The 17335-nt window shown below is 50.2% G+C and carries 20 protein-coding genes; 11 read left to right on the top strand and 9 right to left on the bottom strand.

Annotated features, from left to right (window positions below; all coding sequences use genetic code 11):
- The first annotated feature begins 33 nt into the window (after positions 1–33).
- The 7 genes from BEL04_RS08295 to BEL04_RS08265 all read left to right on the top strand — a co-directional run bounded on the left by BEL04_RS08295 (position 34) and on the right by BEL04_RS08265 (position 6996).
- A complete protein-coding gene (locus tag BEL04_RS08295) occupies positions 34–2208 on the top strand; it encodes a tail fiber domain-containing protein (protein ID WP_175404028.1) in 2175 nt (724 codons plus the stop codon).
- Positions 2205–3158 carry a hypothetical protein gene (locus BEL04_RS08290; protein ID WP_066002203.1) on the top strand — a complete coding sequence of 318 codons (954 nt, stop codon included), beginning with the start codon at positions 2205–2207 and terminating at the stop codon, positions 3156–3158. Before BEL04_RS08295 ends, BEL04_RS08290 begins: the two co-directional genes overlap by 4 nt.
- A gap of 68 nt (positions 3159–3226) precedes the next feature.
- Entirely contained in the window at positions 3227–3652 is a 426-nt protein-coding gene (locus BEL04_RS08285) for a hypothetical protein (protein WP_066002201.1), read from the top strand.
- A gap of 121 nt (positions 3653–3773) precedes the next feature.
- Entirely contained in the window at positions 3774–4136 is a 363-nt protein-coding gene (locus tag BEL04_RS08280; RefSeq protein ID WP_066002198.1) for an IPT/TIG domain-containing protein, read from the top strand.
- A gap of 104 nt (positions 4137–4240) precedes the next feature.
- Positions 4241–4690: a T9SS type A sorting domain-containing protein gene (locus BEL04_RS08275; protein ID WP_066002195.1), complete on the top strand. Its 450-nt coding sequence runs from the start codon at positions 4241–4243 to the stop codon at positions 4688–4690.
- Positions 4687–5409 carry a hypothetical protein gene (locus BEL04_RS08270; RefSeq protein ID WP_066002193.1) on the top strand — a complete coding sequence of 241 codons (723 nt, stop codon included), beginning with the start codon at positions 4687–4689 and terminating at the stop codon, positions 5407–5409. The genes BEL04_RS08275 and BEL04_RS08270 overlap by 4 nt, the downstream gene beginning before the upstream one ends.
- Before the next feature lie 579 nt (positions 5410–5988).
- A complete protein-coding gene (locus tag BEL04_RS08265) occupies positions 5989–6996 on the top strand; it encodes a transposase (protein ID WP_066002191.1) in 1008 nt (335 codons plus the stop codon).
- A 78-nt stretch (positions 6997–7074) separates the two neighbouring features.
- Here BEL04_RS08265 and BEL04_RS08260 read toward each other — a convergent pair whose 3' ends face one another.
- The 7 genes from BEL04_RS08260 to BEL04_RS08230 all read right to left on the bottom strand — a co-directional run bounded on the left by BEL04_RS08260 (position 7075) and on the right by BEL04_RS08230 (position 12745).
- On the bottom strand, positions 7075–8757 hold the full coding sequence (locus BEL04_RS08260) for a patatin-like phospholipase family protein (RefSeq protein ID WP_083227816.1): 1683 nt from the start codon (positions 8755–8757) through the stop codon (positions 7075–7077).
- A gap of 33 nt (positions 8758–8790) precedes the next feature.
- Complete coding sequence (locus tag BEL04_RS08255) at positions 8791–9945, bottom strand: hypothetical protein (protein WP_066002187.1); 1155 nt, start codon at positions 9943–9945, stop codon at positions 8791–8793.
- A complete protein-coding gene (locus tag BEL04_RS08250; RefSeq protein WP_139112958.1) occupies positions 9945–10283 on the bottom strand; it encodes a hypothetical protein in 339 nt (112 codons plus the stop codon). The genes BEL04_RS08255 and BEL04_RS08250 overlap by 1 nt, the downstream gene beginning before the upstream one ends.
- Positions 10284–10401: 118 nt before the next feature.
- Positions 10402–11415 carry a transposase gene (locus BEL04_RS08245; protein ID WP_066002182.1) on the bottom strand — a complete coding sequence of 338 codons (1014 nt, stop codon included), beginning with the start codon at positions 11413–11415 and terminating at the stop codon, positions 10402–10404.
- Positions 11416–11572: 157 nt separating this feature from the next.
- Complete coding sequence (locus BEL04_RS08240; protein ID WP_066002180.1) at positions 11573–11905, bottom strand: Abi-alpha family protein; 333 nt, start codon at positions 11903–11905, stop codon at positions 11573–11575.
- Between the two features lies 1 nt (position 11906).
- Entirely contained in the window at positions 11907–12479 is a 573-nt protein-coding gene (locus tag BEL04_RS08235) for a UPF0758 domain-containing protein (RefSeq protein ID WP_371327580.1), read from the bottom strand.
- Positions 12480–12496: 17 nt separating this feature from the next.
- Positions 12497–12745, bottom strand: coding sequence for a hypothetical protein (locus BEL04_RS08230; protein ID WP_066002175.1), 249 nt, complete (start codon positions 12743–12745; stop codon positions 12497–12499).
- 126 nt (positions 12746–12871) lie between these two features.
- Here BEL04_RS08230 and BEL04_RS08225 point away from each other — a divergent pair, with 126 nt between their 5' ends.
- Positions 12872–13261 (top strand): hypothetical protein, encoded by a 390-nt coding sequence (locus BEL04_RS08225; protein WP_175404027.1) that lies wholly within the window; start codon positions 12872–12874, stop codon positions 13259–13261.
- Here BEL04_RS08225 and BEL04_RS08220 read toward each other — a convergent pair.
- Entirely contained in the window at positions 13251–14762 is a 1512-nt protein-coding gene (locus BEL04_RS08220) for a YifB family Mg chelatase-like AAA ATPase (RefSeq protein WP_083227815.1), read from the bottom strand. The genes BEL04_RS08225 and BEL04_RS08220 overlap by 11 nt on opposite strands.
- Positions 14759–15103, bottom strand: a complete 345-nt coding sequence (locus BEL04_RS08215) for a single-stranded DNA-binding protein (protein ID WP_066002170.1) — start codon at positions 15101–15103, stop codon at positions 14759–14761. The genes BEL04_RS08220 and BEL04_RS08215 overlap by 4 nt, the downstream gene beginning before the upstream one ends.
- 490 nt (positions 15104–15593) lie before the next feature.
- Between BEL04_RS08215 and BEL04_RS24220 the strand changes: the two genes are divergently transcribed.
- The 3 genes from BEL04_RS24220 to BEL04_RS08200 all read left to right on the top strand — a co-directional run bounded on the left by BEL04_RS24220 (position 15594) and on the right by BEL04_RS08200 (position 17327).
- On the top strand, positions 15594–15974 hold the full coding sequence (locus BEL04_RS24220) for a single-stranded DNA-binding protein (protein WP_066003567.1): 381 nt from the start codon (positions 15594–15596) through the stop codon (positions 15972–15974).
- 82 nt (positions 15975–16056) lie between these two features.
- On the top strand, positions 16057–16929 hold the full coding sequence (locus BEL04_RS08205; RefSeq protein WP_066002168.1) for a hypothetical protein: 873 nt from the start codon (positions 16057–16059) through the stop codon (positions 16927–16929).
- 23 nt (positions 16930–16952) lie between these two features.
- Complete coding sequence (locus BEL04_RS08200; RefSeq protein WP_139112956.1) at positions 16953–17327, top strand: hypothetical protein; 375 nt, start codon at positions 16953–16955, stop codon at positions 17325–17327.
- The last annotated feature ends 8 nt before the right edge of the window (positions 17328–17335 follow it).

Below are 17335 nucleotides of genomic sequence, written 5' to 3'. Positions count from 1 at the left end.
TCCGGCACGATCTCGTTCACGGCGGGCGACTGGGTGATCCATAACGGGACCGTTTGGGAACGCTCGGGCGGTGCACAGGGGGTGACCTCGGTGAACGGCCAGCAAGGGGCGGTAAGTTTAAATACGGATAGTATCGCCCAGGGCTTAACCCACCTTTACTGGTCCAACGCCTTGGGCGACGCACGTTATCCGGTTTTGTCCGGGAGCTATGCGGATCCTTCCTGGATCACTTCCCTGGCCTGGTCCAAACTCAGCGGCACGCCGACAACGATCGCCGGTTACGGTATCACGGATTTTAACAGCCTGGGCGATGCACGCTACCTGGGACTCACGGCCACAGCTGCGAACGCCAGCCAATGGGCAGGGTATACCCTGGATACGACCAGTATCTACAGTACGGGTATTGATGCGATCATGGCCAGGACCAGCGGTACCAGTGGCTCACGTTTTATTAATGCGGGTGCGATGAGCGCTTTCCTGGGTTTGGGTAACGGAGCTTTTTTAAACGCCTCGGCCACCGCGGTCGATGGTACGCTGGTGCAGCGCTACGGGGGCGGATTTGTCCAGGCGGTGTATTTTAACCAGAGCGGCGGCGCCGTGGACGAAGTGGCGCTGGGTAGCAACCTGGCGGGCATTGATAGTTCGGGGTACTTCCGAAAGTTTTCCGCCGGCAGCGTACAGTCCTGGCTGGGCCTCGGTTCGAACGCCTATAATTCGACGCCTTATCTGCCTTTATCCGGCGGCACGATTTCCGGACAGCTGAACTTCTCGGGCGGGACCTTCCCGCATGTCAACGGTAACGGGTCTTCGCTGACGCTTTCGGCGAACGGGAACTGGAACAGTGGGGCCACTTCGCTGATCCAGTTGGGCACGAGCGATTTGACTTTCTGGTCGAACGGTGGTGTTTTTCATTTTAATAACGCTTCGGGAACGACCATCGTGAGCATTAATTCCCTGAACGGCCGGGTCAGCGCTTCAGGCTTCAGTGCGGGCGGGAGTTCCGCTCAGGCCCTGACCGCAGACGGCGGAACGCTGACCCTGGGTTCAGGAGCGACCAATGACTGGACCCATTTGCAGTCGACCACCCACGCAGGTACCTACTGGGTACAAAATGCCTGGGACGGCACTTATTGGCAATTGACCTCCAATCACCCGTCGCCGGTTAATGTAGGCCGCGCGAATGTAGCCGGTTCAGCGGAGAACTTCCCCATATCAGCGCGGGGGAATACGGATTTTAATACGATCACCAATAACTCTATACAAGCAGGAGACGATACCGCGCCTCACCGCCCCGGTGATTTTGTGTCCCTGTTAACCCTGAATAATGGCGACCGGGGGTTGCAGATCGCCGGCGGCTATACCAATGACAGTTTGTTTTTCCGGGGCTGGAGTTCATCGGGAGCGGCGTTCACCGCTTGGCGCAGTGTGCTCCATGACGGGAACTACCTGAATTACGGAGATGCGAGCGCAAATGCTAATACCCTGGTGAAAAGAGACGGTAACGGAGATATAACGGGACACTATTTTAACGCGGCCGGGACACCGGTGGACGGTTCGATCAGCCCGGCAGCGTTTTATGTCAGCAACGGGGATGCGTATATCCGTAAGATTAGCCTGGCCCAGGTGCAAACGGCTTTGGGGCTGGGTTCGGCGGCTTATGCCTCTGCTGGCGCTTTCCAGGCAGCAGAGAATCAGCGTCTAAGCACCGGGAACAATGTGAGTTTCGCACAGGTTTCCTCGGGGGCATTTATCAAGACCGGCGGTACTTCTGCGCAGTTCCTGAAGGCAGACGGGAGCGTGGACGGCAATACCTATGCATCCTCTTCCGCCCTGTCCGGCTATCTGCCATTAACCGGCGGTACGCTGAGCGGTAGTTTGACGGCGACCGCGTTTTATAATAGCTCGGATATCCGCCTGAAACAGCTGGATGCCCGGCCGCTTGACTTCGGCAGGCTGGATCAGCTCGAACTGATCGCCTATTATTGGAAAGATCAGCGTGATACGCGTTTACACTACGGTTATTCGGCACAGATGGTGGAAGCGCTGTACCCCGGTTTGGTAGGCAACGATTCCCAGGGTTTGAAGGCGGTGAACTATACAGAGCTGCATAGCCTGCAGATTGCGGCGGTAAAAAATGAAACTGAACTATTGAAAGAGAAAATAACCCTACTGGAGCGGGAGGTTGTGCGGTTAGGAGGGGCAATATGAGCTGGACGGCCCTGGCAGGCAATCAATGCCTGAGTTTTAACGATTTGCAGGATGCACTTAATCTTGGCCTGTTTACGGGGACCGGTACGAGTATTCCCGTTTCTGACCGGTTGGTTGAAAAGGACCAGGTGACTTTGTATCTCCAGGTGGATACCAGTTATTCGTCCTTTGCTGCCAGAGCCAATAATGAGTTAATCGTTAAAGATGACCTGCAAACAGCGTTGAGCACTATCGATGTTTTTTGTGTCAGCGATACCTCAAGTGGGGTTTTCGGTTGGTCATCTCCGGCGGACGCGCTAAATAACTATGCTTCCGGGACGATAGTTACCTGGACGTACTCGGGCACGTTGGCCGTCGGGACCTATCTGACCGGCGATGTGGTGTCAGGGGACTTCAACGGATATTATGCCTATTATAACGGTACAACGATGGCTTGGTTGCAGGTGGAATTTTATGACGGCACAAATCTCGTAATTGATATGGGCGTAGAAGTATCCACGATGCTGCATGTGGTAACGGATTCGATTCCGCCGTCTTTGAGCGCCCCGCCGGAAACGGCCTATATCAGCAATGCCTATACCACACTGGCGCCGGGCGTGTCTGTTTATGCAGATTCGGGACTGACGACGCTTTATCTGACCTTCGAACAGTATATCGCCGATCTGGCCACAGGAATTATCTATCATTATTCCAACGGTGTGGTAGGCGTCATTTGGTCCAACTATGTCAGCTGCAAAATGTCTGACGATTATAACGCGATTTGCGGCGCTTCGGAGCAGACGGTGTACTTTCCGTCTTTCAACGACATTTCGACCGGTATGACCCTGTATCTCGACGCGGGGATGACCACACTGGCAAATGCCGCCTTCGTTTTAGATGAGGTGAATAACATTATTTACGCGATGAGCAATGGGGTAGTGGGCGGAGCCGCCGGTTCATGTCCAGGCTAAATTTTATTATCTATGAAATACTATTATATTAGACCAAATAATCATTAAAATAAACTATATTCACAAGTATGACTAAAATTGAGTTTACCCTGCCTAAATTAAAACAAATATCCAATGATATCGCCGTGTTGAAATCCTGTCCGGCGATTCCTTTCCAGGTAGCGATCAAAATACATGGCAATATCTTTGCCATCGATGCGGCGATTAACAAACTGGAGGGCGAGATCGAAGTGATCAGGGAGCAGTTGAAAGAGTTTAACAAGAGCGAGCCCACGCCGGAGCAGCAATATGAATATGCTGCGAAAGCTGAAGAGCAGGCGCAGCAAATAGCTAATAAAAAGGTATCGGTGAATATCGACGTGGTATCGAAAGAAGCGGTCGAGGGGATTACGATCGACGGAGAAAAAGAAGTGAGCACGCAGGCCGGAACGGTTAAATTCAATTACCGCGACGCGTATTTTAACCTGGTATATTTCGGCATCATCGCTGCCTAGGCGCGCCTCTTTCTGAACACTGTAGACGCAGTTCCGGGATACCAGAACTGCGTTTGTTATATTGTATTTTGTGCTGATTAATTGTAATTTAGTGATTCAGTCGTGTCGTTGTTAAAAAAAATTGCAAGTCCTCCTGGTGCTGTTAACCGCTGTACCGGCGTTTGCGCAGCAACTGCCGGTCATCAGTTCCTTTAGCCCGGGCAGCGCCCCGGTCGGTACGGTGGTCACCATTAATGGCAGCCAGTTGGATAGTCCGACCTCGTTGACCGTCGGTGGCACTGCGCCGATCATTCTATCCGCCAGTAGTTCCCAAATTATTACGGCCTATGTAATGCCGGCGTCGGTAACCGGGCATCTTAACGGTCAACAACGCTCTTCCGGCAAACAACTTCGCCGTCTCAGCCAACAGCGCCACCTGCCATGGTTCAGCCAATGGTACCATCAGCATAACAGCCGCACAGGGTTTGACTATACCGGACCATAACCGGCGTAGCGTAAACGCCAGTTATCCTTTTACAACCAATACGACCATTGCTAACCTGGCAGCAGGTATCTATACGATTTGCTTTACCGTAGCCGGTATCAGCAGTGTTTTACCGTGGTAATCACCGAAACAACAGCATTCAAAACGTTAATCTCACTCTGGATGGCGGCAGTATTTACTTCGTTACCCTGAACGGCGTAACCACCACGGCCGGTAATATTACGCTGGCATTGAGCAAAGGCATCAACGAGGTACCCGTTACGACCGATAAGCCTTGCCAGGGTGTTTATCAGCATCGCTTTGATCTGCCGGCAGATATCCCGGCTTATCCAAACCCGTTTACATCAACATTAAATGTGAGCTTGGGTAGCGATAATATTGCTTCGGCAACTGTTGAGCTGTTTAACACGGCAGGTGTAAAAGTTTACAGTAAACAGTTTAACAATGCCTCCGGTACCGTACAGATGGATGCAGGGAACTTTATCCCAGGTATTTATATACTGAAACTAACCACAGGGCAAACCGAGAAGGTATTTAAAGTTGTAAAGCAATGAAAAAACACATCATTATTACATTAATTGCAATTACAATATTAATTGCCGGCTGCAGCAAAAAGAACAGCACCAGCGGGGCTCCCGATCCGAAACCGGCTGCCCTTACCTTCCCCGCGCAGAACTCGGCCTGTACCGCCGGTACGGTGATCTCATCCACCCAAAGTACCATTACCTTGACCTGGAACAGCGCCAGCAATACCGATAGCTACAAAGTAGATATCAAAAACCTGCTGACGGGGACCACAACAACCCAAACAAGTGCAACCAACCAGCTATCGGTCAACCTTAACCGGGATACGCCTTATTCGTGGTATGTGGTATCTAAATCTAACTCATTAGCTACAACTGCCAAAAGTGACGTGTGGAAGTTTTACAGTGCCGGGATAGGTACGCTATCGCATCCACCCTTCCCGGCTGATAACCTGTCGCCGGCATTCGGGCAAAGTGTGGCGGCCGGAACGGTTAACCTGACTTGGACAGCCAGCGACCCGGATAATGATATTGCCAGCTACGATATTTATTTTGGCACGACAGCTACGCCCGTATCCTACAAAACCCGTATCACCGACAAATTTGTGAACGGTGTAACGGTAATCTCAGGCAGTACTTATTACTGGCGGATCATCACCAAAGATGCTGCCGGCAACACCTCTGATTCGGGCGTGTTCAGTTTAGCGTCAGGTAGGGACGGCCTGTTCGGGATGAACCAGTCGAGGTAGTTATGCCAGAAATAAGAGAAGATATGTCAAAGGAATATTCAGAGTGGCGGGAAGATTTATCAAACACAACTTCACGAGTTAAACAGGAATACCACCGTATCAAGTACCCTGAAGTTGCGAAAAGACACACCCGCCACAATGGCGCCTAGGGGACCGCGCTGAGATCACCGCGGTTTCCGGCCGGCTCAAACAAGATTTTCGGACGCTTAAAAGAGGCCGGCCTTTTCTATTACGAAGACAACGCCATGGGCGATGCGGGCATTGCGCCAAGGTCAACTGCCAGGTGACAGCTGTGACGATAAACACTGCTGTCATCAAACAAATCAGGAATTCAAGAGTCACCAAGATATCCTCGTAATATATTGCTCGTGGTGTAACTTAATAGCCTGGGTAGGGTATTGCGAACGCTATGCAGACTTAATATTATTAGCAGGATGAATGCCTATTGGTCGTATCAGGGCATAGCTACTCATGTTGACCGGCGGGGATTAGCGATTATGTCAGGATAATAAGCCTATTGAAAACGTGAATTGTTACCGGTCAATATGAGTTGTTTTTTACCCACTAATCGTTGTAAAAATGAAAAGGTACACCTACTTTGTTGGCACTGATGTTTCCAGAAATAAACTTGACCACGCTGTAAAAAAGAATGATACTTTGCTTTTTCATAAGGAAACTGCGAATAACAGCACTGCGATCGGTGATTTTATTTCCGAGCTCAAGGCGCTGGAAGGATTTAAGATAGGTAAAACATTGTTTTGTATAGAAGACACCGGCTTTTATAGTAATCATATGTTAAACGGCTTACGAAAAGTGAAAGCCAACTTTATTTCGGAATCTTCTACTAAAATTCGCAATTCAATGGGGAATGTCCGGAATAAATCGGATAAAATCGACGCCATCCGAATTGCAGAATACGCTTTCCGATTTCAGGATAAGGTCACCCTGTGGAAACCAAAACGACCAATCATCGCACAATTGGCATACCTAAATACGTTGAGAGAACGGATGTCCGGATTGCACCTTACTATAAAGATGCCATTAAAAGAGCAAAGTTCGTTTATGAAAAAGACAGACTGTATTAAATGCGAATCGTTATGTAATGCAAGCATTCAGGCAACAAAAGCGGATATTGAAAGAATTGAAAAAGCCATAAGTACATTGGTCGAATCGGATAGCTCCATAAACCACCTCATGAAGGTCATCACCTCTATTCCAGCTGTTGGGCCGGTTACAGCACTAAATATTATTATAGCCACCAATGAATTCAAGGATATCAATAATCCAAAGAAATTTGCTTGTTATTCCGGGGTAGCACCTTTCGTGAAAGAATCAGGAAAGTTTAAAGGAAAGCCGCGCGTATCTCATATGGCAAACAAAAGATTAAAGGGGTTGCTGCATTTGTGCGCAATGGTGGCAAAAAAGGTGGTGCCGGAAATAGCCGCTTATTACAAGCGCAAAACAGGTGAAGGCAAAAATCCGATGTCCGTTTTGAATGCGATACGAAACAAGCTCATTATGCGGATATTTGCCTGTGTTAATAAGAACAAGTCCTACACGAATTTTTGTCCTGTTCCTAGCAATTAAGATCGCACATGATTGTAACACCAGATCACTATCGTCAAATACTCCGATGGGGACCTGCAGTACCGACGCCCAGTGCGCTTAAGGCAGCAATTGCCATAAACGCAGATCGGCCTTGATCTTATCCATTGCCGCTTTGGTCGCAGAACCACTGAGAAGCACTGCCGAGCCAATACCCAGCAAGATGGATTGCCACCAATTCAGCTTGACGGCGTTTTTGATCAGGGCCTGCATCCTTTTTTTGACGGCTGGTTGATACTGATCGATATCCGCTTCCCGGACCGCCGGCCAGTTGGCGCCTGAACTGAATTTAAAGTCAGGGAAAGTATAGTCGGTATAATCCTTAAACTGCGGAATGATCTGGTAACTGTAGTCGCGGGTGGATTTGAAATCGTCCTTATTGGCTAATCCGGCATACCCATTTGCGAAGATCGCGTTTGCATCTACGGCTTCTTTGGATACGGTGAAATAATCCCGCAGGAAGATCTTGCAGTTATAACGGCCGAGGTAATAATCATGCACCCGGAATTCTTTATTGATAAAACCGCTGAAACCATTAAGTGCGCCACAGGCGATCGCCCGTTCGCCGGCAACTTCCTGCAGGGTACCATCGGGTCCGGTGATCAGCCGCGAAGGGGCAATCAGGTACTGTCCGGCGCAGTTTTCATTGAGCGCGTTGGCGATATTCAGCGGCTTGGAGCGCATCTGGCTGATCATCGTAGATAAGGTCAGGCCGATGACATGCAGTAAGCCCTGATCCATACTGATAGGAACGGGAGGGGTAGTGGGAAAGGGCTCGATCATCAAAATGGTCGAGTTAAAGTGGTTAGGATCGTCTACGGTATTCTTAGGCTGACCGGTGGAGCGCAGCAATTCCTCCCTCACTTTCTCAAACGGCTCATTGTTGATCATTCCCCCGTCAACATTTAGCGTAGTATATGCTCCCGGACCGACCGGGGTGTTCCCGAAAATATCCTGCAAGAAAGGATTCGCGTTTACATAGGCTGCGTCACGCTCGAGCAGCCGGGATTTGAGGCCGACCGGGAAAGCGCCGGTAGCCATCGCCGCATTTCGCGCTATGCTCAGGTTGATGCCGGTCTTAAAGTTCAGGGGTACCCAGCCGGCATTTGGCGCCGCCGTATCTGTCATTTCGGTAAGCTGGAAGCAGGCATAGTCGTTATGCAATTGCATGTGATACTTCCTGTTTCCTGCCGAAGCAGCGTAAAAGTCGGCGCTGTACGGAAAGCCCCCGAGGTTTGATAATGTGGTAAACACTTTAAGACCAGGTGCGATATAGGGAGGCAGGGGCTGGTAGCCTGGGGCAGTTACGATCATTTTGGCGGCCACCTCATCTATAAAGTTCGAATTTAGGCCGGACGGAATCAGCCCAGGCTGGATATCGCCCGTATCCAGCATTTTGGAAAACATGTCAGTTCCGGTCAGGTCGACCCAGGCATGGTAAAACTTGTTTTCCGGATGTTCCGCCAGCAGATCATCGCCGGGCCGGTCCAGCGGCTTGACCGGGCTGTTTAAAGCCGATGCGGTAATGATCCCGGTCATGCCTCCCGCCGAGGCGCCTCCGATCACGGGGATCTCTACGCGATGGCTGGGTACGCCGGGCTGGCCGCGCCGTTTCTCCCATTCGGCAAGCGATTCCAACAGGTAGTCCATCACGCCCGCTGTGTAAGCGCCGGCAGAAACCGCGCCGGCCATGCAGATGCCGATCGAAAAAACACCGGGCTTGGGTTGTACAGGATCCATCATGAAACAGGTTAAAAATGTATCTTAAGTTTTTTATTATTTCCAGTTCCCCAGATTATAGTTGAACCCAATACCGTAGACGGTGGCGGACTTTTGGTCAAAAGGCAGCTGCCCCACAGAATAACTTGCAAAAAAGCCGTTGCTGGCCGCGAGCGCACAGACAAAATAATTGAAATGGGCCATATGCGCATTCACCAGGGCCTGGGAAGCGTTCAGTTGCCCATACCAGCGGTAATTCGCGCTGAACCAGAAGGACTGGCCAAGAGCCTTGGCAGCCAGGGTTTTAAATGAAGCCTCGAATCGGAGACGCTCGAAAGCAGCCAGATTGCCCGTAACCGCGTTCCGGAGACTGTCGTTGATGGGCGTGACATAATCGAGGCCAAAAAGGACCTGCGGTACGGAAACTCCCGAAGGGGCGAAGTAATCGGTCGTATTGGTCAGCCAGCGGAGCAATGCAAAGGGATAGTCCGGGAAGTTAAACCACTGTAAATGGCTATAGGAGCTGAAACCATTGATTCCGGCGTTGATGAGGATACCGGGCACGAACTGCGTTTTGGAAAAATCCTGATTGCTTTCATAGGAGGCATTGCCGGTGATGCCAATATAGTATTGGTCGGTGACATGGGTCAGGCTGTCGCCCCGCGCCTTCAGGTAGATGGCCTTCGCGTTGTCTCCTGCATGAACGGCGTCGCTATAGGATAATTTCAAGGCACGGAGCTGGTCGGCCTCGCTTCTGGTGTTTTTCCGGGCGAAACCTCCCCAAAAAAAAGTCCCATTGTAAGCGGCCTTGGATTCCAGGAAGTTACTGGGATTGTAGACTTTTTTAAAGGCGACATTGCCGCTGAAATCGAGATCCAGGGAGCGGCTGTAATGATAAGCATGGCTGCGGTCGGTATTGTTTTTGACCCAGCTGTTCGCGTATTGATAACTGAAGCCCAGTCCCGGGGGCAGGTTGTCTGCCTGAAAGACCTTGAACTTGACATTGAGATCGCGGATAAAGCGAGCCTTTGCGGTGTCCTTGGTCTGCAGGTCCGCCAAATATTTAGCAGCAGCGTCATTCAGGAAATTAGGGCTCGCCAAGGAGTCGGCGATCGCCTGTTTGACTTCATCAAAGCTTTTGATCTGGGCAAACACAAGTTGGGGGCATCCCAATAGCAGGATGAGCACCGCTTTTTTGATTAGTTTTTTCATTAGAAAGTGTAGAGGGTATCGGCGGTATTGGACAGGTCTTCCACGGTTTGATTGGCCACTTTTAAGATCAGTTGCAATTCGGCAATTGCTTTATTGGAATCGATCCCCGTTTTATAAAAGCCGGCATAGCTGTCGGTCAGAACTTCATCGAGGGCAGTGGCAATGGCCAATGCAGCCGCAGAGACCGGGCCTCCCGTAGCGAGTGTGTTGAAGAAGGCAAGGTATTTCATCATTAGGGGACCAGCGTCTTCAAAGGTCGTCGGTGTACCGTATTGTTTCAGGTCGTCAAGCGCGCCGTAGACGGAAACGCAGGTATTAGAAGTTCTGTTCCAAGCCATAGTGATCTTTTTAATATGCCCTAAGCTGTAAATAAAATAGCAAAAATACAAGTGTTAATGAATAATATCATATTAATTAATCGTTTTAATAAATAATTAATAGATGATCATTGTCACCTCAACCCGGTCGTTGGTAGCGGGACTCATATAACCGGTCTTGTTTCACGCAGGAGAATACCCGCAGCACCAGCTTATAACGGATGGCGTTCAGCACCGACATCTTATGTTTTTTTTCCGCGTTGACCTTGCGCTCGTAAAAAGCTTTGAGTTCCGGAACGTTGATCTTCGCCCGGACGGCGCAGATGTGCAGCAGCGACTTCATGTACTTGTTGGCCATCGGGGACACCCTGGCTTTTCCTTTTTGCGGGCCCGACTCTTTGAGAAAAGGTGCAATACCCGCATAGCAGGCGAATTTCCTGGGACTGTTGAAGTCTTTGAATTCATTCGTGCAGAGGATGATGTTCAGCGCCGTTACCGGACCGATGCAGGAAACTGAAGTGATCACTTTCATCAGGCGGGAAAGGGACTCATCCCCAGCGATGGTTTTCTCGATGAGTCCGTTGATTTCAGCCACGTCCTGGTCAAGCGCCCCGATCGTTTGAGAGCAAAGCCCTGAGTGCTGCCTGATCTGTCCTTCGGCCATAAAACCCTGTTGTTGCTTAAGCGACACTTTCAGGATATGCTGGATCCCCTGTAACCGCTTCCGAAGCGCGTTCAACTGCCCTAACTGCTGAACAACGAGCCTCTTGGGTGCCCAGAAACGCAGATGTTCGCGGTTACGGTAGGCATAATCGGCGATTCGCATGGCGTCCATCTTGTCAGTCTTACCACGTGGGTTTCCGATGGCATTTTGGATATGTGTAGCTGATTCGACTGCGAAATTCGCCCGGCATCTTTGCAGGGCTGCGCATAAATGGTTACCGTAAATGCCGGTATGCTCCATGCAGAATACGGTACGGCTCAGCATGAGGCCGGGTATCTTCTTGAGTTCGGCGAGCATGATGTTGACCGCCTCGGCGCTGTTTTCGGTTTTGCGGTGGAACAGGTGATCCTTTCCTGATGACACGGCCCAGTCGAGTTCCCGGGCGGAGATATCCACCCCGATAAAATAGGTGTACTTTTTCGCTTTCATCAAAATAAGCCCGGCAGGAATTGTGACTTTCGATAGGCCCGGAGCCTTTCCGCGATCTAATCCGCCCTGCCGCGCTGTTTCTTTAAAGCCTGATCGCCGGGGATTGCGACATTTTATAAGCCAGCTGCTTCTGTACCAAAATTATTCACCCCGACCCTCAGGCTTTATCCTTAACGACCTGCTGCACGAACTGTCCGCCGAAATTGGTCAGGCGGACGAGCACCCGTTCAAAATCGACCTGTTTGCCGCTGTCTACAATTTCCGCGAAAAGGGGTTCCAGCGCTTTGTCCGCCTCCAGCGGCTCATAAACTTTTTCATCGGCGATTATTTTCATCGCAGGTATCTCCAGAATGCCCAATCGGATCAGATTATCCAGATGAACCGGTACAATGGGGCCATCAAAACTGGTATGAAAACGCTTGGCGACCGAATAAGAACCATCCGCATGGAGCAGCTTGGCATAGGGCCGGATATAGGTTTGAATACTCATCTCAGATCATCTTAAATCGTTCCGGCCCGACGGCCATTAGACCTTCACACACGATATGAAGCGCTGCGCAAGCGGAGCGCAATTCCATCACGTATCGGCCTTCCGCGTTACTGAAGGACAGCCAGCCATTTCTGATCAGTAACAACCGCCCGGCACCGGCCTCTACGGCCATGCCCGTGATCCAGGCCATATCCGGCAAAACACTGCCAGCCTCCGAAAAGGCCAGTAGTCCCCGTTGGGCAGAGATCAGTAAAAGCACGTATTGTAATTGCTCCGCGGGCGCCAGGAGCGCTTTGGCAAAGGCATAGCAGGCTTGCTCGTCTTGCAACATCTTTTGGCGTGAAGTTACCCGGCGGCAAAACTCGGTTGCGGCCAACAAAGTAGCCGCTTTAGCCTGCCCGATACCTTTGATTTGGATCAGTGCCGGCGGATCCATTTGCACAAGGACTGGCAGCGGATAACTTAATGCAGCAGGTATCTTCTTACCCATCAATATGGTGAACAACTCTTCATCGCTTAGTTCACTTGCACCCAAGGCCAGTAACTTTTCCCTTGGCCGCTCCGTGGGCGGCAAATCTTTGATCTTGTCTATCAGGCCGGCCTCCCTTCACCATAACTATAGCGGCGCTGCACCATCGCCACGGCCTCTACGAAAAACTCGAAATCCTGCTCAAACAAAATGACGGACGAACGTTCATACTTTTCATTGGGCGCGTAATCTGCCCGGGTGATTTGTAAATAAGGTTTATTGTTTCTGGCCTTCATCAGGTCCACATAATAAAGTCTGCCTTCTTCGCCGAACATCTCCGAGTCCAGCCGTCTTTTAGCTATCGTTTCCATATCGCATTGATTAACAGCACAAAATTCCGCGAACCAAAATCAAAATTTGTTGTTTTATTCGGATAGAGCCGTTTATAAACGAATAAGGAAATGGAAGAAACCTTAACAGCAGAGACCAAAAAATGCGTGAACTGCGGAGCGCCGGTAGGCGCCGGAAGAAAGGATAGGCAATATTGCAGCGACCTCTGCAAAACGGAATACAACAATAACAAGCAAGCTGCAAAAAGGCGAAAAGAAAAGAATACGCAGGAGGTCAGCGTACCTGACTTCGTCAGCGGGATCAACGCGATCCTGTTAAATAACCGCCGTATCCTGGACGAATGTCTGGGTGAGGGGGAAAAATGTACCCTGAAAAAGCGCGATGTCGACGGACGTGGTTTCCGCTTCAAATTCTTTACCAGTTGCGATAGTACCACTACCGGTGTCGAATACTATTTTTGCTATGACCTGGGCTACAAGATCGTGGAGGAGGAACGGCTCGTCATTGTCCGGCGTCCGCGGGAGGCTACCTATTGAGATAATCTTTATCGAGGCAACGCAGGCCGATGGCCTCGGCTAAATGCGCCAGGTCAATATTTTGGCTATGTTCCAGGTCGGCAATGGTTCTGGCCACTTTCAATATCCGGTCATAGGAACGCGCCGATAATTTATGCTGGACCATTGCCTGGTTCAGCACTTCCTGTTGCATTTTTCCCAAACGAGAGAATTCTTTAAGCATCGCGGCGGTCATTAAGGCGTTGCAAACACCTGCGCGGTCCATTTGCAGGTTTCTCGCGGCAATGACCCGTTGACGTATGCTTTTGCTATTTTCCGCAGTTTGGGCCATTTCCATGGTAACCGGCTTGACGGCGATATGCAGATCGATCCGGTCCAGTAATGGCCCGGAAATTTTACTCATATAGGTACGAATGGCTTGTGGTGTGCAGGTGCATTTCCGGTGCGGGTGCCGGAAATAGCCGCAAGGGCATGGATTCATCGCGGCCAGCAAAACAAAGTTGGCCGGAAAAGTGACCGAATAACTCGCCCGTGAAATGGCGACCTGCCTTTCTTCCAGAGGTTGCCGCAATACTTCCAATACGCGCCGCTTGAATTCCGGCAGTTCATCCAGAAACAATACGCCGTTATGCGCCATGGAAATATCACCGGGCATCGCGATGGGGCCACCGCCGACCAAAGCGATGTCGCTCACTGTATGGTGAGGTGAACGGAACGGTCGCTGGGTCATGATACCCATGCCATCCAATTGCCCGGCTACGGAATAGATACGGGTCGTTTCCAGGGCTTCGGGCAAATTCAGAGGCGGAAGGATACCCGGCAGTCGTGCAGCCAGCATGGTCTTGCCGGTACCGGGCGGGCCGATCATCAGGCCGTTATGGCCGCCCGCCGCCATGATCTCCAGGGCACGTTTGACGTTTTCCTGCCCGCGAACATCTGAAAAGTCAGCTTCGTATAAGCTATCCGCTTGGTGGAACAGTTCCTGCTGTTGTACCATTACGGGTTGTGCCTGAGCAGGGTCATTCAAGAATTTCACTACTTCGCCGAGCGTTTCAAAACCGTAAACCGCCAGGTCACTGACCATGGCGGCTTCATTCGCATTCTCTTTTGGTAAGATCAGGTGTTTTATACCTGCTTTACGGGCCTCGGTAGCGACCGATAAGGCGCCTTTAATGGGCCGTAATTTTCCGTTCAACGAAAGTTCTCCGGTAAATAACATATCCGCCATTTGCTCCGGCGTCAGTTGGCCGGATGCGCCGAGGATACTCAGGGCGATGGGCAGGTCGAAGACCGCGCCTTCCTTACGGATACCCGCCGGCGCCAGGCTGACCAGGATCTTTTGACGCGGCATATCAAAACCACCAGAACTGATCGCGCTTTCTACCCGGAACAGGCTTTCCTTGACCGCTTCACCCGCCAGGCCGACGATAAAATAGCTGACCCCGGCACATACCCGTGTTTCCACTTCGATCATCACTGCCTCGATACCGGCCAGCGCCGCGCTTTTGACAGCGACCGTCACTGTCCGGCGGGTTTACCCAATAACATTATTTCGTTCACGACGATCTCGGTAACTGCATGTTTGATGCCGTCCTTATCGGTATAAAACCGGTTCGCCAACCGTCCCTCGATGGCGATCTGACTGCCTTTATCCAGGTATTTCTCCGCGACCTCTGCATTTTTGTTCCACAACACCAATTGGTGCCAATGGGTCTCCTGCACATTTTCGCCCTTACCATTCTTGCGGTAAAAGTTTGTCGCCAGGCTGATCTTTGCCACTTTCTTCTCATTGTCCAGTTCCCTCATCTCCGGTGCCGCGCCCAACCTCCCGGTCAAACGCACGCTGTTGCTTAAATTATTCATGAAGCAAAGTTGAACAGGTTAGGATGAAAATGTGGTCAATTATCCGTTTATAGCCGTTTCTAAACGGATAACCATTGGGGCGGTGCCTGCGGCCCGGGCTCTGCGCTCTATCTCCTATGGAGGATGCCGCTGCGATCCCTACCGCCGCCTCATGGCATTTTTGCTGCGCTGCAAAAGCCCCGGCGTATCAAACGCAGCTCGCTGCCTTTGAAATTTGAACGAGGGATTTTATCACCAGTTATTCTCAGAAACAAGAGTAAAAAAGAACGCGATGCTCGGAACGGACGGCCCGTACGAACGCATAATGACCTCCGCTTTGCTCCGGTCACCCTTCGGGACTTATAGTTCTCCCGTGCCTTACCATTCCGGCACTGGATGCTTTCTTTTTTACTCTTTTTTCTTTGAAAAAAACTACCCGGGCAGCGTCGCAGAGCAGCAGGGGGCGAAAAGAAATAACGAACAGATTTTATTCATTAAAAAACAAAACGTTATGGAAATCACAGGAAGGTTGGTGGCAGATGCTACCGTGAGGGCAGTAAACGCAGACAAAAATGTAACAGGGTTCAGGGTAGCGGTTAACCGCAATTACCGTTCACAGGGTGAACAAAAACAGGAAACCGCCTATGTAGAGTGTACCTACTGGCGGGGCGATGGCATAGCGCCTTATTTAATCAAAGGGATGGTCGTTCAGTTAAAAGGCTTTATGACCGCCGAGCCTTGGATAAGCCGTGACGGCGAAGCCATGGCAAGCCTCAAATTCCGCACTGACGAAATCAATATGCTGACCAGTTCGGCAAAAAAAGGAAACCGCAAACCTACGCAGTCGGGCAATAACAACCGGGTACTTAAACCAAGTAAACGCTTTAATTAAACGGATATAGCCGTTTGTACACGGGTATTTGACGGCTTTACGAGCGTGAGAGAAATAGTTTTGAACCGAAATTGTAAAGGAGATGAGCGTAAAAAATGATTGTTGGGATGTCGCCCATGCTTGGGCGAACCATCAGGACGGTAGCGGGATTGGTGCAGGTGGGAATATGCTGTATGGCAGTAGTTGCGTTTATTCGTATGGCGACCATTTTATGATTGCCCGACATGTAAAGAATGATAAAGGCGAAAGAGCGGTATTGTTTACCGAGCGTACCTATAGCCAAACTACGGCTAAGCATATTGCAATTGTACGGAATGCTTCGTCGCATTTGAATTTGATACACGTTGCCGACCCGGCATTGAATAAGGAAGAATTATTTAATGACTGGCAGGAGCGTATGATTTCGGTGGCCGAAAAGTTAGCGGATGCCAAACGTCCGCAGAAGTATGCCACCGAAATAGAAAAGCTGTACCATGAAGCAGAACGCTACGCCGATTTCTTCGGCTATGAAATGCCTGAATTATTGGTGATGGCGGGTAATATCCGCAATAGCGAAACCTTTATGGCCTACCTGACCAAAGACAGAGCCGAACGCGAGGCCGAAAAAGCAGAAGAAAGCGAGCGTCTGAAAAAGTTACACGCCCAAAGATTGAAAGACTGGCGTGCCTTTAAAAGCAATGGCACGGGCAGTTTGGACGGTTGGGATTACCTGCGCTTTTTGGAACAGACCTGCGAGGTAGAAACCACTCAACGGGTCATTTTCACGCTGTTTGATGCCAAAGCCTTGTATCGTTTTATTAAGGATACCATTGCCAAAGGCAGTTATTCAGAAAACAGCGAGCAGTTTTTGGGTTACGATATCATCGAGATTAATAAGGCTTATGTACGCATTGGCTGTCATAAAGTAGCCCTTAAAGAAATCAACCGATTTGCTGACCAACAGGGATGGCGCTGAACCATCCCTTAAACATCATCATCATGCAACCACTAAAAATGTTGAACAATGTGCAGAAAGCAAGGCTTTTGCATACTTTACTAATAAACGAGATACCCGGATTTTTAGGGTATCTCAAAGAATTGACCGAAGCGGTTTTGAACGATAAAGAGCGTATCAAAGCCGAATGGAAAGACCAGTTATTTGGGGTGGACTTTTGGTTTGAACTGGCCGAAGAAGTACAGCGGGTCACAGCCAAATATCCCAAAGACCTGCACAAAAGTTCGGGTGTATTTGCTGACCAGTTATTCGATGGCTATACCGCCATTTTTACGGTACATGGGTTAACGCAATACGTTGCCCTCGGCAAGCACACAGAACCCAAATTTAAACCCGCAGTAGACCTTTTATTCGGTTAATTTTCAAG

This window comes from Mucilaginibacter sp. PPCGB 2223 (assembly GCF_001705515.1).
Taxonomy (GTDB): domain Bacteria; phylum Bacteroidota; class Bacteroidia; order Sphingobacteriales; family Sphingobacteriaceae; genus Mucilaginibacter.
This window is presented reverse-complemented; position numbering and strand designations above follow the sequence as displayed.